This window comes from Pseudomonas sp. NPDC089407 (assembly GCF_044900445.1).
Taxonomy (GTDB): Bacteria; Pseudomonadota; Gammaproteobacteria; order Pseudomonadales; family Pseudomonadaceae; genus Aquipseudomonas.
The window spans coordinates 1-14,338 of sequence record NZ_JBJDNB010000051.1; the positions used below are offsets into that span (position 1 = coordinate 1).

The 14,338-nt window shown below is 63.4% G+C and carries 12 protein-coding genes; 1 reads left to right on the forward strand and 11 read right to left on the reverse strand.

Translation table 11 applies throughout. From position 1 onward, the window contains the following. Positions 1 to 496: 496 nt before the first annotated feature. The 10 genes from ACI2KG_RS27420 to ACI2KG_RS27465 all read right to left on the reverse strand — a co-directional run bounded on the left by ACI2KG_RS27420 (position 497) and on the right by ACI2KG_RS27465 (position 11,798). Complete coding sequence (locus tag ACI2KG_RS27420; protein WP_404664056.1) at positions 497 to 1,855, reverse strand: DUF1329 domain-containing protein; 1,359 nt, start codon at positions 1,853 to 1,855, stop codon at positions 497 to 499. A gap of 109 nt (positions 1,856 to 1,964) precedes the next feature. Then, complete coding sequence (locus tag ACI2KG_RS27425) at positions 1,965 to 3,650, reverse strand: class I adenylate-forming enzyme family protein (protein ID WP_404664026.1); 1,686 nt, start codon at positions 3,648 to 3,650, stop codon at positions 1,965 to 1,967. Between the two features lie 3 nt (positions 3,651 to 3,653). Beyond that, complete coding sequence (locus ACI2KG_RS27430; RefSeq protein WP_404664027.1) at positions 3,654 to 4,808, reverse strand: acyl-CoA dehydrogenase family protein; 1,155 nt, start codon at positions 4,806 to 4,808, stop codon at positions 3,654 to 3,656. Between the two features lie 12 nt (positions 4,809 to 4,820). Beyond that, the gene (locus ACI2KG_RS27435; protein ID WP_404664028.1) at positions 4,821 to 6,008 is read right to left on the reverse strand and encodes an acyl-CoA dehydrogenase family protein; all 1,188 of its coding nucleotides are present in this window, start codon (positions 6,006 to 6,008) and stop codon (positions 4,821 to 4,823) included. 64 nt (positions 6,009 to 6,072) lie between these two features. Further along, a complete protein-coding gene (locus ACI2KG_RS27440) occupies positions 6,073 to 7,242 on the reverse strand; it encodes an acyl-CoA dehydrogenase family protein (protein WP_404664029.1) in 1,170 nt (389 codons plus the stop codon). Between the two features lie 10 nt (positions 7,243 to 7,252). Further along, positions 7,253 to 8,431, reverse strand: a complete 1,179-nt coding sequence (locus ACI2KG_RS27445; protein ID WP_400622218.1) for a lipid-transfer protein — start codon at positions 8,429 to 8,431, stop codon at positions 7,253 to 7,255. A gap of 19 nt (positions 8,432 to 8,450) precedes the next feature. Beyond that, positions 8,451 to 8,870 (reverse strand): MaoC family dehydratase, encoded by a 420-nt coding sequence (locus tag ACI2KG_RS27450; RefSeq protein WP_404664030.1) that lies wholly within the window; start codon positions 8,868 to 8,870, stop codon positions 8,451 to 8,453. Beyond that, positions 8,842 to 9,975, reverse strand: a complete 1,134-nt coding sequence (locus tag ACI2KG_RS27455) for an acyl-CoA dehydrogenase family protein (RefSeq protein ID WP_404664031.1) — start codon at positions 9,973 to 9,975, stop codon at positions 8,842 to 8,844. The genes ACI2KG_RS27450 and ACI2KG_RS27455 overlap by 29 nt, the downstream gene beginning before the upstream one ends. Before the next feature lie 8 nt (positions 9,976 to 9,983). Then, the gene (locus ACI2KG_RS27460; protein ID WP_404664032.1) at positions 9,984 to 10,955 is read right to left on the reverse strand and encodes a bifunctional MaoC family dehydratase N-terminal/OB-fold nucleic acid binding domain-containing protein; all 972 of its coding nucleotides are present in this window, start codon (positions 10,953 to 10,955) and stop codon (positions 9,984 to 9,986) included. A gap of 57 nt (positions 10,956 to 11,012) precedes the next feature. After that, entirely contained in the window at positions 11,013 to 11,798 is a 786-nt protein-coding gene (locus tag ACI2KG_RS27465; RefSeq protein WP_404664033.1) for an SDR family oxidoreductase, read from the reverse strand. Between the two features lie 149 nt (positions 11,799 to 11,947). Here ACI2KG_RS27465 and ACI2KG_RS27470 point away from each other — a divergent pair, with 149 nt between their 5' ends. Next, on the forward strand, positions 11,948 to 12,733 hold the full coding sequence (locus ACI2KG_RS27470) for an enoyl-CoA hydratase (RefSeq protein WP_404664034.1): 786 nt from the start codon (positions 11,948 to 11,950) through the stop codon (positions 12,731 to 12,733). A gap of 48 nt (positions 12,734 to 12,781) precedes the next feature. On the opposite strand, the gene ACI2KG_RS27475 is transcribed toward ACI2KG_RS27470, so the two are convergent. After that, positions 12,782 to 14,326 carry a FadD3 family acyl-CoA ligase gene (locus ACI2KG_RS27475; protein ID WP_404664057.1) on the reverse strand — a complete coding sequence of 515 codons (1,545 nt, stop codon included), beginning with the start codon at positions 14,324 to 14,326 and terminating at the stop codon, positions 12,782 to 12,784. Positions 14,327 to 14,338: the final 12 nt, after the last annotated feature.

Genomic DNA, 14,338 nt, shown 5'->3' on the forward strand with positions numbered 1-14,338 from the left:
CTGGCCCGAAACAGATGTGGGAGCGGCCTTGTGCCGCGAAGCGCCGCGCGGGCGGCGCGCGATCGAATAGGCGCTGCTAAAAGCATGGAGAACACTCTGTCTTTTCTTAACTGACTGGCATTAGGACAAGCCCGTTCCCACAGTCTGTTTCGGGCCAATTACTTCTGTGAGGTCACCTCTGCCCGCCTTGTTTGTTCCCTTCGATATTGAAGGGGACGCCGCCGCTTTTCATCAATCTCCAGCCATGCACCCAGGGTGCGCGCGCAAAAGGCACAGGCATAATTGGCCCGAAACAGATGTGGGAGCGGCCTTGTGCCGCGAAGCGCCGCGCGGGCGGCGCTCGATCGCATAGGCGATGCTAAAGGCACGGCGAACACCTGGGCAACGCGTTGCATGGCACCGGCCAATAAAAAAGGGCCGCATAGCGGCCCGATGCCCAGGTAGGCTGCCTTGCAGGCAACCGACCTGGTTTGCTACATACCGCTGATCGAGGCCGTTAACGCCCCATCGCCCGCGCGGCATCGGCGGTGTACATGTCCGGTGTGAACTTGGCTTCGTTGAGGATCGGCCCTTTCTTCGCTTCGTTGGTCATGCCGTAACCGGTGTACTGGCCAGAGTTCAGGTCCATGAAAAACTGCGAGCCAGCCTGCCAGGCACTCATGTCCGGGTGGTAGTAGTAGTTGATCATTGCATGCTTCCACAGGGCACCACGGCTGTCGTAGTTGTCTGCCAGCACCGAGTTCCAGGTGTCTTCGTCGATAAACAGCACACGCTTGCCATAGACATGGCGATAGCCTTCCTTCAACTTCGCCTCAAGCACCCACACCCGGCGCAGTTCATAGCGCATGTAGTCGGGGTTGGGGTGATTCGGGGTCAATATGCTGGCGTATTTCACATCACCGGCATTGGGCTTGTAGGCATTGGCTGGCACATAGATTTCACGCTTGCCGATCAATGTCCAGTTGAAGCGCTCGGGCGAGCCGTTGTACAGGCGGTCCTCGTCCACGGTCATGGTGCCGTTGGTGCCAATCATCGGCTGGTCATAGCCGTAGCCGGGCAGCTGCCGCACGCGGCGGGTGGATGGGCTGTAGCTCCAGGCCTGACGCGGGTTGGCCAGGAAGTTGTAGGGCTCATGCGAAATGCTCACCACGCCATTGTCCCGCGCAGGCTTCAAGGTGGTGTTCCAGCTCATCGCCTGTACGCCATCTTCGGTCTTCGGCTCGACGGTCGGCGAGTTGGCCTGGGACATGTTGCGGGCGTGCGCACGCCCCCAGCCAATGCTGCCGTTGGGCAATACCGACGCCAGGTCGCTGACTTTTTCTTCGGTATAGGCACGGGCTGGCAACTGGTGATTCCACAAAAGCTCCAGGCCGTTCTTCGGGATCGGGAACGGTACCTGGCCAAGGCCCTCGATGCCCATGCCGTCATCAACCAGCCTGGCATGCAAGGCGTTGTGTTTTACCCGCTCGCAAACGTAGTCCGGGTAGCGAAAGTCGCGGTGCCCCGGGTAGACGTTCATCTTGTAGGTGGTGGGATAACGCTTGAACAATGCCTTCTGGCCTTCGGTCAGGTGGCTTTCATACTGGCTCATGTTCTGCGCCGTAATCACCAGTACCGGCTTTTCGTTGGCGTAAGGGTCAACCGGCTGATCACCGGAAAACTTCACGTGGTTCCAGCCCGGCACTTCACCCAGGTACTTGCCGGTGTAGGGTGGAATGGTGCCCTCGGCATTGCCGGCCTTTTCAGCACCGACGCAGGTCAGTTGATTACCGAGCTTGGCCGCTTCTTCTGGCGAGACTTGCGCAAGTGCGTTGCCTTGCAGGCCGATATTGACGGCCACTGCTGCTACGAACATCACGCCTGTTGTTGTTTTCATCGGTTGACTCCTTCGCAGACCAGGACTACTGGGGTACTCCATTGTTCCTGATCTGCCGGGGAGAACATCGTCCGGAAAGACTACGCGGTCAGGCGTCGACCAATAATTCCCTGAGCTGCGCCTTGATCAGCTTGCCCGACGCATTGCGCGGCAAAGGGGTGTGCAGCAGGTGCACCTCGGCCGGTACCTTGTAAGCCGCCAGCCGCTGCCCGATAAAGGCGCATACCTGCTCGCTGGACGGCGCCGGTACCTGCTCGCAGCGCAATACCAGCGCCAACCGTTCACCCAGGTCATCGTCGGCAATTGCAAAGGCAGCGGCTTCGACCACGCCAGGCATTTCGCAGATGCACGACTCGACCTCGCTGGCGGAGATCATCTCGCCGGCACGGTTGATAAGGTCCTTGGCCCGGTCGGTGATGTAGAGAAAACCCTCATCATCCAGGTGGCCAATATCCCCGGTATCCAGCCAGCCGTCCTGCACCGCCTCGGCGCTGGCCTGCGGCAACTGCCAGTAGGCATTCATCAGGGTCGGGGAGCGCAACCAGATCAGGCCACTGTGCCCGGCCGGCAGCGGCGAACCCGGGTCAGGGCCAATGCACACATCGACAATCGGCAGCGGCCAGCCGACCGAGTCGGGCTTGTAGGCGAACTGATCGCCACCCACGGCGGCGCAAATGCCGTTGCTCTCGGTCAGGCCATAACCACTGCCACCAATGGCCAGGGGTTTGAGCCGGGTGATATGGGCCAGCAACCGGCTGGAAGCTGCCGCCCCGCCAAGGCCCAGGCCATGGAGGGAGTCGCTGTCGCTGCTGGCGAAACGCGGCGAGTTGAGCAACTGCTGCATCATGACCGGCGCACCGTTGAACTGGGTGCAGCGCTCGTCACGGATCAGGTCGAACGCCTTGTCCACGTCCCACTTGTACATCAGCAGCAAACGCCGGCCACTGCGTAGCGCCAACAGAAATTGTGCATGCAGGCCACTGACATGGAACAACGGCACCGCCATCAGGTTGGTCGGCGGCAAGCCGCTGTCGATCACCGCCTTGATCCGCTCGGGCGAGCTCAGCGCGCAAAATGCCCCCTGGAATTCCAGCGCTGCCAGTGCCTGGCAAATGGCCCGGTGGCTGGACAACACACCCTTGGCGCGGCTGGTAGTGCCCGAGGTGTAAAGGATCAGCGCCGGGTCATCAGGCGCGATGCTGATGGGCGGCAGTGCCAGCAACGGCGCCTCTGCCAGCGCCTCGTAAGGTTGGCAATTGGACGGCAACGCCTGCCCGGCCGCGCCGACCACAATGGCAGGCAAGCGCTCGTCGATCAGGTCACCTTTAAGGAACTGCAGGCGCTGCAGGTCACACACCAGCACCCGCGCGCCGCTGTCCTGCAACCCGTGCAACAGCTCGTCACGCAGGCCCCAGCTATTTAGCGGTACGCACACCGCGCCGCAGCGTTGAATCGCCACGAACGCCACCAGCCAGGCAGGCTGGTTGCGCATGGCGATGGCCACCCGGTCGCCCTGGGCAACAGCAAACCGTTGTGAAAGTTGCCCCGCCAGGCGGTCGACCTGTTGGAAAAACCCATCGAACGTCAGGCGTTGCTGTTCCCACACCAGAAACTCACGCTCGCCATGCACCCGGCCGGCATCGATTGCCTCAAGCAGGTTGGCCGCGGCATGACGGAAATACCGCAGCCCACCCTCGGGCGCAGTTGCCACTTCGTACGGCGAGCCGGGGCCAATCAACTGCTGCCACGCGCTGTGCCACTGTTCCAGCTTCATCGTTCAGTTCTCCGAGGACTTGAGGGCGCCATAGCGTGCGCACTGAAAGTCACTGTCACCCAGGCATGCCTGGGCAACCCTTATGCGCTTGAGGTACAAGCCGACATCCAGCTCATCGGTGACGCCAATACCGCCATGCATCTGCACCGCCTCATTACTGACTTGCGCCGCGACTTCGCCGGCCTTCCATTTGGCCAGGCTGACCAGGCGACCACGCTCGCCCGCACTCAAGTGCTGGTTTTCCAGTGCTGACAAGCCTGCCATCACCGCACTACGGGCCAATTGCAGCTCCACATGCAGGCGCGCTGCGCGGTGCTGCAGGGCCTGGAACGAGCCGATCGGGGCATCGAACTGGACACGGGTCTTGAGGTAGCCCAGGGTCATGGCAAACAAATGATCGGCAGCGCCCAGCAGCTCTGCGGCCAGGCATGCGCGGCCGCGATCGAGGCTTTCTTCCAGCGCCGACCAGGCCGCGCCGGCACTGCCCAGCAGGGCTGCGTCCGGCACCTGTACATCACGCAGGCGCAGCCAGGCACAATTGCGTGAATCGATCAGGGCCAGCGTGTTGATGTGCAGCCCCGGCGTAGCGGCCGGCAGTAGAAACACGCTGATGCCCTGCTCGTCGCCGGCCTGCCCGGCGGTACGCGCCGCAACCAGGTAGGCATCGGCACCCAGGCCATCGATGACAAAGCACTTGTCGCCCTCAAGGCGGTAGCCACCCGCTACCTTGGTTGCCGCCAGTGCGGTCTGCGCCGGGTCGTGTCGCGGTTTTTCGTCCAGCGCCAGGGCCAACCGGCGCTCACCGCTGATCAACGCAGTCAGCCACTGGTCCTGCTGGGCGGGCGAACCCGCCAAGTGCAGCAACGAGCCCGCGAGCACGACACTGGACAACAAGGGTGTCGCCACAAGGTTGCCACCGATCGCCTCAAAGACCGGCCCAAGGCCCATGCAACCAAACGCCAGGCCACCCAGCGCCTCAGGGAACGGTATGCCACTCCAGCCCAGCCCCACGGCCTCTTGCCCCAGCTGCGGGTCGTAACCCGGCTGTTGTGCCGTGTCGCGCAACCGCCGCTGCGCCGCCACTGGGCTGCGCGCGGCAAGAAACTCACGGGCGCTGTCGGCCAGCAGGCGTTGCTCTTCGCTATACACCAGACTCATGATCACACTCCCTCAAGCGCTTGGCAGGTTCAGGACCCGCTTGGCGATTACATTCAGCTGCACTTCCGACGAGCCACCCGAGATGGTCAAGGCATAGCTGTTCAGCCAGCCACGGGTAATCGCCAACTCCTGCTCAGCGAATGCCTCGCCTGCAGCACCCAGTGCGCGGTAGCCAAGGGCATCGAGCAAGATCTCGAACTTTTCGCGTTCCTGCTCGGTATGCACCAGTTTCATGATTGCCATGAGCGCGCTGGTGTCCATGCCAGCCCGGGCTTCCTCGCCCAGGCGTTGCACGGTCAGGTTGTAGGCCTGTTCGTTCATCGCGCAGGCCTGGGCACGTGCTCGCAGTGCCTGGTCGGCAGGGGCCTGGCTGTCGGGCAGGTACTGCTCAATCAGCGCCAGCAGATCAAAGTGCGTGGGCAGGCTGAACTCGCCGAACTTGGACATCGCCTTGCGTTCATGCTGCAACAGGCGCTTGCCCAGGTTCCAGCCACCGTTCAGCGGCCCGATCAATTGGCTGCGCGGCACCCGCACATTGTCGAAAAACACCTGGCAGAAGGCTGATTTGCCGCTGATAAGGTCGATCGGCGACACGCTCACCCCCGGGCTTTGCATGTCCAGCACGATCAGGCTGATACCTTCGTGCTTGGGCGCCTTGGGGTCAGTGCGTACCAGGGCGTACATCCAGTCGGACTTGTCGCCGTAGGAGGTCCAGATCTTGGTCCCGTTGATGACGAAGTCATCGCCATCGACAGTGGCCGAGGTTTTCAGGCTGGCCAGGTCCGAGCCGGCATTGGGCTCGGAGAAGCCCTGGCACCAGCGCACTTCACCGCGGCACATCGGTGGCAGCAACGCCAGCTTTTGCGCTTCGCTGCCAAACTCCAGCAATACCGGGCCAAGCATCCAGATGCCCAGGTTGATTTGCGCCGGGCGGCACTTGAGCTTGCGCAGCTCGCTTTCCAGCACGGCGTTGAACGCATCGCTCAGGCCACCGCCCCCATATTCCACAGGCCATTGCGGGCAGAACCAGCCTTTGTCACGCATACGCTCGAACCAGACCCGGGCGTCGGCACTGGGAAACTCCACCTGCCGGCCACCCCAGACGATCTCGCCTTCGGAAGTGGCCGTGCGCATTGACGGCGGGCAGTTTGCCTGCAGCCAGTCACGCGTCTCTTGCCTGAATTGCTCGATTGCGCTCATTCGTTCACCTGAAAGGGACGTTATTGTTATTGTCACGCGGGGCGCAGTGCCCCTGCTTCGTGCTTCAACGCGCTGCGCGTGGCATGCCCAGGCCAAACTGGGCAATCAGTTCTCGCTGGATCTCGTTGGTGCCCCCGCCGAAGGTGAGGTTGACCGAGGCCCGTACTTCGTACTCCAGTTCACCCAGCAGATACGCGGCGGCCGAGCCGGCGCGGGTCAAGCCGCTGGCGCCGACAATGGCCGACAATTTGCGCAAGATCTCGATGGCCGATTCCGAGCCGTAGACCTTGGTCGTCGACGCCAGGGCCACATCAACCCGGTCGTGCTCAAGGTCGGCAGCGATACGGAAGTTGATCAGGCGCATGGCTTCGAGCCTTGCGTAACACTCTGCCAGATCGCGGCGCACCCAGGCATGGTCAGTGGCACGATGGCCCTGTTCGTCGGCACAACGTGCCCATAGATAGACGCGGCTGAACAGGCTGACCACTTTGTCTGACCAGGCACCCAGGCCAAGGCGCTCATGGTTGAGCTGTGCAGTGATCAGCTTCCAGCCACCGTGCAGCTCACCCACCAGCATGTCCCGCGGGACCCGTACGTTATCGTAATACGTGGCCGCCGTGGGGTTTCCGGAGGTCGGGATGAGCGTGCTGGAAAAACCTTCGGCCTGGGTATCGAGAATCAGGATTGAAATACCCTTGTGGCGTGGCCGTTCGGGGTCGGTGCGCGCCGCCAGCCAGATGTAGTCCGCCGAATCGGCACCCGAGGTCCATAACTTGCTGCCATTCACCACAAACCCGTCGGCCTCTTCCCGGGCGCTGGTTTTCAGCACCGCCAGGTCGCTGCCTGCGCTGGCTTCGGAATAGCCAATGGCAAAGTTGATTTCGCCTGCAGCGATGCCCGGCAAAAACTTTTCCTTCTGCAGCGCCGAACCATGTGCCATCAACGCCGGGCCCACCGTGCTGATGGTCACGAAGGGCAGCGGTGCCCCGGCAATGTTGGCCTCTTCAAAGAAGATCAATTGTTCGGTGGCCGCATAGCCCTGCCCGCCATAGGCTTTCGGCCAGCCAACCGCCAGCCAGCCGTCACGGCCGATCTGGACGATGGTGCGGCGAAACAGCTCGCCGCCTTCGGTACCGCGCATCTGCTGGCGCAGTTCAGGGGTCATGAGGTTCTGGAAATAGTCCCGAACCTTCAGGCGCAGGGCACGCTGCTCGGGGGTGAGGTCGACGAACATGGGGCGCTCCTTATACCGTGCCGAGAATCAGGCCGCTGGTCGGCACGCCGGTTCCGGCGGTAACCAGCACGTTTTCAACGTCCGCCACCTGATTCACTGCCGTGCCGCGAACCTGGCGCACGGCTTCGGCAATGCCGTTCATGCCGTGGATGTATGCCTCCCCCAGCTGCCCGCCGTGGGTATTGATCGGCAGCTTGCCACCCCGGGCATGGTGCCCGGCACGGATGAAGTCCTTGGCCTCGCCACGCCTGGCGAAGCCGAACTCCTCCAGCTGTGGCAATACGAACGGGGTGAAATGGTCGTAGATGATCGCCGTCTGGAAGGCCTCCGGGCCTAACCCCGACTGCTGATACAGCTCTTTGGCCACCACGCCCATTTCCGGCAGGCCGGTAATGTCGTCGCGGTAATACGAAGTCATCACTTGCTGGCCGGCACTGATACCTTGCGCCCCGGCCTTGATCAGCACCGGCTTCTGCTTCAGGTCTTTGGCACGCTCCACCGAGGTGATGACCATGGCCACCGCCCCGTCGGACTCCTGGCAGCAATCAAGCAGGTGCAAAGGCTCGCAGATCCAGCGCGAAGCCTGGTGCTCTTCGAGGGTGATCGGCTTGCCGTGGAAAAACGCCTGCGGGTTGGTGGCGGCAAAGTCGCGCACCGCCACGGCTACCCGGCCAAAGTCTTCGGACGTGGCGCCATAGGTGTGCATGTAGCGCTGGGCAAACATGCCGACCCAGGCCGCGGGGGTATGAAAGCCATGGGGCATGTACCAACCGTAATTGACGTTTTCAAAGGTGGGGGTCGAGGCAAAGCCGTAGCTGCCGGTACCAAAGCGGTACCAGGAACGCTCGTTCATGGCCCGGTACACGACTACCACCTTGGCCACGCCAGTCGCCACGGCCATGGCCGCGTGCATCACCGGCCCGCAGGCAGCCCCACCACCGTGCGGCACCTGGGAGAAGAACTTGACGTCCTTGCAGCCCAGCAAGCGGGCGATCTCGTACTCGGGCACCTTGTCCACCGAGTAGGAGCTGAACCCTTCCACCTCACTGGGGTCGATGCCAGCGTCTTTGAGTGCTGCCAAGGTGGCTTCCATGGCCAGGCGCAGCTCGGTACGCCCGGAGTTCTTGGAAAACTCGGTCGCGCCCAAGCCGGCAATGGCGGCGCGCCCGGATAGCGTCGAATGCGTCATTTGTGTTGTCTCCAGCAAATTAAGGCAGTACCAGCGAGACCGTGCCGATCACGTGATTACCCATGGCGTTCTGGCCCTTGAGGGTCACTTCCACACTGCGTGTGGCCGCATCCTGATGTGTCACTGCGCCACTGAAGGTCATGCTGTCACCGGGGTAGTTCGGTGCGCCCAGCTTGATTTTCAGGGCCTTGAACTGCACCTGCGGGCCGCTCCACTGCTCCACAAAGCGTTGCACCAAACCATTGGTGGTGAGGATGTTCATGAAAATATGCGGTGAACCCAGTGCCTGGGCCGCTTCCAGGTCGTGATGCCCCGGGAAATAGTCACGGGTGGCTATCGCCCCGCCGGCAATCAGGCCGACCGTGATTGGAATCGTCAGCTCCGGCAGTTGCTCGCCGAGGCCTACGTCTTCAAAGCGCTTGGTGTTCTTCAAGGTCATATTTCCATCCCAAGGTGTCGTTATCGTTCAGCCAGTCGCCAAGACGTTCCAGGATCACCGACGACCCGCCCAGCGCACTGGCCAGGCCGCGGCTCCAATACAGGAACCGGTGGATCGGGTACGTCAGGTCGACACCAATGCCGCCGTGCACATGCTGTGCGGCATGGCCAATACGGTGCCCGGCCTCGCACGCCAGGTAGGCGGTGGCCAAGGCTTCGCTAGGCGCTGCCAGGCCTGCGTCAAGGCGGTAGCACAGCTGCCACAGGGCACTGCGCAATACCTCCAGCTGCACGTGGCTGTCGGCCATGCTCATTTGCACCGCCTGGAAGCTGCCAATCGGGCGGTCGAACTGTTGGCGCTCTCCGATGTAGGCCACCGTGCGGTGCACCTGCTCGGCACTGACCCCCAACTGCAACGCTGCCAATGCAGCGATCGCACGAGGCGCCAGCCAGCCCAGCGCGGCTTCTGGCAGTACGTGGCTATGGCTCAGCAAGGCGCCATCAAGGTGCAGGTCGGCGAACGCCTCGCCGTGGGTCATGGTGCCCGGTACACGGCTGATGCCCGCCTGCGCCAGGTCCAACAGCACCAGCCGTGGCTGCCCCTGGACCAACGCCAGTACCAACGCCGCTGCCGACTGCTCGGCCAGCGCCAACGCCGCAACCCGCCCGCGTAAACGCCAGTCGGCGCCTTCGGCCGATGCCTGCAGCTCGATGCCGCGTACGCTGGTCAAGCCGTCGAGTGTCACCGTCAACAGCCCGGTGCCGGCGGCGGCTTGCTCCACCCATGGCTGCAAGGCCGTGCCACCGAACTGCGCCAGCGTGGCGGCTGCCAACTGGTGGCGCCACAGCGGCACCTGGGCCAGGGCGCCGCCCTGTGCATCCAGTACCTGGATCAGTTCGGTCATGCCCAGGCCGCTGCCCCCAGCCGCTTCCGGAATGGCCAGTGCGTGCAGGCCGGTCTCGATGCAGCTGGCCCACAGCGCCTGCATGTAGGGCTGGCCGGACAGGTCCCAGTCGCGCAGGCATTCGTCGGTGCAATAGTCACTCATCAGGCTGCCGGCCATTTCGGCAATGGCGCGCTGGTCTTCATTGAGTTCGAAATCCATGCTGCCCCCTACTCTGCCAATGGCCGGAACAACGGCAACGCGAGGTTGTCGTCGAAGGTCTGGAACTCGACCTGGACGCGCTGGCCGATCTGCAACTGTTCGCGCGTAACACCGACCAGCCCGGCAATCAGGCGCACGCCCTCATCCAGTTCGATCAGGCCAATCGGGTTGGGGTGGTCGAACGGCGCTACCTGCGGGTAATGCATGACCACAAAGGAATAAAGCTGGCCTTTGCCGCTGGCCTGCAGGGTGTCCCAGTCAAAGCTGTGGCAAGCGGTACACACTGGTGCGGGTGGGTGACGCAAGGTGGCGCATTGCGTGCAGCGCTGAATCAGCAACTGGCCTTGCTCGCAGCCCTCCCAGAAATAGCGCGTGTCGTCGCTGACCCCGGGCGCTGGCCGCTTGGCCTGCACCGGCTCGGATACGACCTGGGCTTGGGCCGCGTGCACGTTGGCGGCACGGAACTTGAACACGCGGAACAGCAACTCACCGACTTTTTCGTCGCCGCTGGTGTGTTGCGCGAAGTACTCCATGATCAGGGTGACGAAAAAGCCGGTGCCCAGCCCGGTGGTTTTCTCATCACCGACCGATTCGAGCCGCGTGGTGTAGTACAGCTTTTCGCCCAGGCGCAGGTTGCGTTCGAAGGTAAGCTCCGAGTTCACCGCCACCACCGAGGGGTAGCCGTAGCTTTCGATCAGGCCCAGCACTTCATACGGGTTGTCTGTGGTCGAGCCTGGGGCATAGTTGTTGATATGAAAGCCTTCCATGCACCAGATCTGCAGCATGGGCGGCGGGGCGACAATGCCGTCATTGCAACTGCCGGCAGCGGCCACCGGGTCGGTGTACAGCGGGTTGTCCAGGCCGATGACTTCGCACCAATGGCGAATCATCGGCGCGTTGACCTCATCCCAGGCATTCACGCGCCCGTACTGGCGCCCGATCAGGGCGCGCACTTTGGATAGCAATTGTGGATCAGCCACGTTCGTCTCCTGCGTGTTCAAAGCGGCGCCCGCGACTGCAACGCCGAGGTGGGTCTATCAGTGCGGCGCGACCTGCGCCGCGCCGAGGTAAGCCGGGCGTTCACCGCCGCCATGCAACAACAGGTTGCAACCACTGGCGTAGCCGGCCAGCGGTGAGGCGATGTACAGGCAGGCGTTGCCAATGTCTTCGGGCACGGCCAGGCGCCCGGCCGGAATGCCAGCGCCGACTGCGGCGATACCGGCCTCGTCGCCGTAATGCAGGTGGGCAAGTTCGGTGCGAACCAGCCCTGGGCTGACCGCCACAACCCGCACCTTGGGCGCCCATTCGGCAGCCAGCGATTGCACCAGGGCGATTACCCCGGCCTTGGCTGCACCGTAAGCGGCGGTGCCTGGCGAGGCCCGCAGCCCGCTGACACTGCCGATGAACACGATGCAGCCACCGCCGGCTTGCGCCTGCATCAGCAGGTTGGCCTGCTGGGCCACGTTCAACGGGGCAATCAGGTTCAGGCGGATGACCCCTTCGTGGAAGCGTGGCGAAGCGCTGGCCGCGTCAGCCGTGGGGCTACCACCGGCGTTGTTGATGAGCACGTCGAGGCGGCCGTAGTCCTGGCGCAAGGTGTCGAACAGCCCTTGCAGCGCACCTTGGTCACGGACATCGGCCGCAATGAACGCTGCCTGCGCATCCCCCACCTGCGGCAATTGCTCGGGCGCCGTGCGCCCGCATACGACCACCCTGGCACCCGCCGCCAGAAAGCTGCGGGCAATACCTGCACCAATACCCTTGGTACCGCCCGTGACCAGCACCACCTTGCCGTTGTAATCCAGCCCCGCGTGACCGCTCATGGCGTGCCCCTCATGCTTGTGTTGAGGGTCACTCTAGGGGCAATGCGCGCAAGCCTCGTCGTCTGAACGGACGATGAAAACCGGGGTAGTGACCGCAACAATCCGCGCAACGGCGCCCACCCGGAGGCGCCCCATGCCTGAGGTTGACCATGTCTGACTCACTGACCGCCCCGGTGCTGCTGGAATACCCGGCGCCGGGTGTAACCCTGGTGCGGCTCAACCGCCCACACGCGACCAACGCCCTTAGCCTGGAGCTGCAAGCCTTGCTGTCGCAGCATTTTGCCGAGCTGGCCAGCAACCCGGAGGTACGCTGCATTCTGCTGACCGGAGGCGACAAAGTGTTTGCTGCCGGTGGCGATATCAATAGCCTGGCCGGGGTAGGCCCGATCGATATTTACCAGCGCCACACCGAGCGGGTCTGGGCGCCGATCCAGCATTGCCCGAAACCGGTGATTGCAGCCGTGTGCGGCTATGCCTACGGCGGTGGCTGCGAGCTGGCGATGCTCGCCGACATCATCGTCGCCGGGCGCAGTGCACGGTTCTGCCAACCGGAAATTCGCATTGGCATCATGCCGGGCATTGGTGGCACCCAACGCCTGGTGAGGGCGGTGGGCAAGGCGAAAGCCATGCGTATGGCGCTGACCGGGCAACCGATCAGCGCCGAGGAAGCCTGGCTGGCCGGGCTGGTCAGCGAGGTGGTGGACGATGACCAGGTGCTGGCTCAGGCGCTGCAACTCGCGCAGGTGATCGCGGCAATGCCGCCGCTGGCGGCCGAACAGATCAAGGAAGTGATCCTGGCCGGCATGGATGCGCCGCTCGAGGCGGGGTTGGCGCTGGAGCGCAAGGCCAATGCACTGCTGTTTGCGTCACGGGATCAGAAAGAAGGCATGCAGGCCTTCATCGAAAAGCGCCCTGCATGCTTTGAAGGCCACTGAAGCGGGCGCCTGCACGGGCAGGGGCGGTGCAAAGCCGCCCCTGCCTGCTCATGCATGTACAGCGTCACGCAACTCGCCCTTGACCACCTTGTTCGAAGCATTGACGGGTAACGCCTGAAAAAACCGCACATGCCGCGGTACCTTGTAGTTGGCCATGCGCTCCCGTGCCCAGGCGATCAGGGCTGACGCGTCCAGTTGCTGGCCTTGGCGCAGTACCACGCAGGCACACCCCACCTCCCCCATGCGCTCGTCCGCTACCCCGATGACCGCCACCTGGGCAATGGCCGGGTGCTGAATCAACCCGGCTTCGATTTCTGCCGGGTAGCAGTTGAAGCCACCGACAATGAACATGTCCTTGAGCCGGTCGGTAATTTGCAGGTTGCCGGCCGCATCCAGGTTGCCGATGTCGCCGGTGTGCAGCCAGCCATCGGCATCTATCGCCTGTGCGGTGGCTTCCGGGTCATTGAAATAGCCCCGCATCACATGAAAGCCGCGCAGGCAGATCTCCCCGGACTCACCGGTCGCCACTGGCTGATTGAGCGCCGAACGGATGCTCACCTCGGTGTCGTCAATCGCCCGGCCGCTGGTACCGGCAACCACGTCGGCAGGGTCATCAGGGTTGCACATGGTCGCCAGCCCGCCGCATTCGGTCAGGCCGTAGGCAGTGGTCACCACGCGGATACCCAGTTCAACGCGCATGCGCTCGATCAGCACGGGCGGTATGGTCGAAGAGCCGGTCACGGCAATGCGCAGGCTCGACAGGTCGGTCTCGGCCAGGCGCGGGTGCGCAAGCATCGACAAATACAAGGTTGGCGGCCCCGGCAGCACACTGATGCGTTCGGCGGCAATGCGCTGGAATACCACCTCGGCGTCGAACACGGCATGCGGCAAAATAGTCGCCCCGGCCAGCAGGCAGGTCAACCAACCCGCCTTGTAGCCAAACGCATGGAAAAACGGGTTGATGATCAGATAGCGATCACCGGGCAGCAAGCCAATGGCCTTCACATATTCGTTGAAGGCCCGCAGGGTTTGCCCGTGGGCGCTCATCACGCCCTTGGGCTTGCCGGTGGTACCTGACGTGAACAGCAGGTCGGACAAGTCACGCGGCCCTACCCCCGCAGCGCGCTGCCTGGCCTGTGTTTCGCTAACAGCGGCGCCGTTGCCGATAAACGTGGGCCAGTCGAGGTCGGCCGCTGCGGGCGCGGGCGCTGCACCGAACACCACCACCTGCTCCAGGCTGGCCGGGCGCCACGGTTGCAGCATCGCCGGGTAGTCCACGCCGAGGAACTGCCCCTGCATCAATAACACCCGGGCTTCGCTGCGCTGCAGGATATCGGCCGCCTCGGCGCCCTTCATACGGGTGTTGATCGGTACCAGTACCGCGCCAGCACAATGCACGCCGAGCGCAGCAATGACCCAGTCGCGGCAGTTGGGTGCCCAGATGGCCACGCGGTCGCCCGCCTGCACGCCGGCTGCCATGAGGCTACGGCACACCCCCAGGGCCAGGTCAGGCAGGTCACGGTAGGCGATGGCAACGCCTTCTTCCTCGATTGCCACCCGGCCGGCGTGGCGCTCGGCACTGGCAAATAGCATGGCCGGAATCGA

Excerpts from the sequence above, each read along its gene's own strand:
- ACI2KG_RS27420 (WP_404664056.1), bottom strand. The coding sequence starts at position 1,855 with ATGTTCGTAGCAGCAGTGGCCGTCAATATCGGCCTGCAAGGCAACGCA.
- ACI2KG_RS27475 (WP_404664057.1), bottom strand. The coding sequence starts at position 14,326 with ATGCTATTTGCCAGTGCCGAGCGCCACGCCGGCCGGGTGGCAATCGAG.
- ACI2KG_RS27425 (WP_404664026.1), bottom strand. The coding sequence starts at position 3,650 with ATGAAGCTGGAACAGTGGCACAGCGCGTGGCAGCAGTTGATTGGCCCC.
- ACI2KG_RS27440 (WP_404664029.1), bottom strand. The coding sequence starts at position 7,242 with ATGTTCGTCGACCTCACCCCCGAGCAGCGTGCCCTGCGCCTGAAGGTT.
- ACI2KG_RS27450 (WP_404664030.1), bottom strand. The coding sequence starts at position 8,870 with ATGACCTTGAAGAACACCAAGCGCTTTGAAGACGTAGGCCTCGGCGAG.
- ACI2KG_RS27430 (WP_404664027.1), bottom strand. The coding sequence starts at position 4,808 with ATGAGTCTGGTGTATAGCGAAGAGCAACGCCTGCTGGCCGACAGCGCC.
- ACI2KG_RS27465 (WP_404664033.1), bottom strand. The coding sequence starts at position 11,798 with ATGAGCGGTCACGCGGGGCTGGATTACAACGGCAAGGTGGTGCTGGTC.
- ACI2KG_RS27435 (WP_404664028.1), bottom strand. The coding sequence starts at position 6,008 with ATGAGCGCAATCGAGCAATTCAGGCAAGAGACGCGTGACTGGCTGCAG.
- ACI2KG_RS27455 (WP_404664031.1), bottom strand. The coding sequence starts at position 9,975 with ATGGATTTCGAACTCAATGAAGACCAGCGCGCCATTGCCGAAATGGCC.
- ACI2KG_RS27445 (WP_400622218.1), bottom strand. The coding sequence starts at position 8,431 with ATGACGCATTCGACGCTATCCGGGCGCGCCGCCATTGCCGGCTTGGGC.
- ACI2KG_RS27470 (WP_404664034.1), top strand. The coding sequence starts at position 11,948 with ATGTCTGACTCACTGACCGCCCCGGTGCTGCTGGAATACCCGGCGCCG.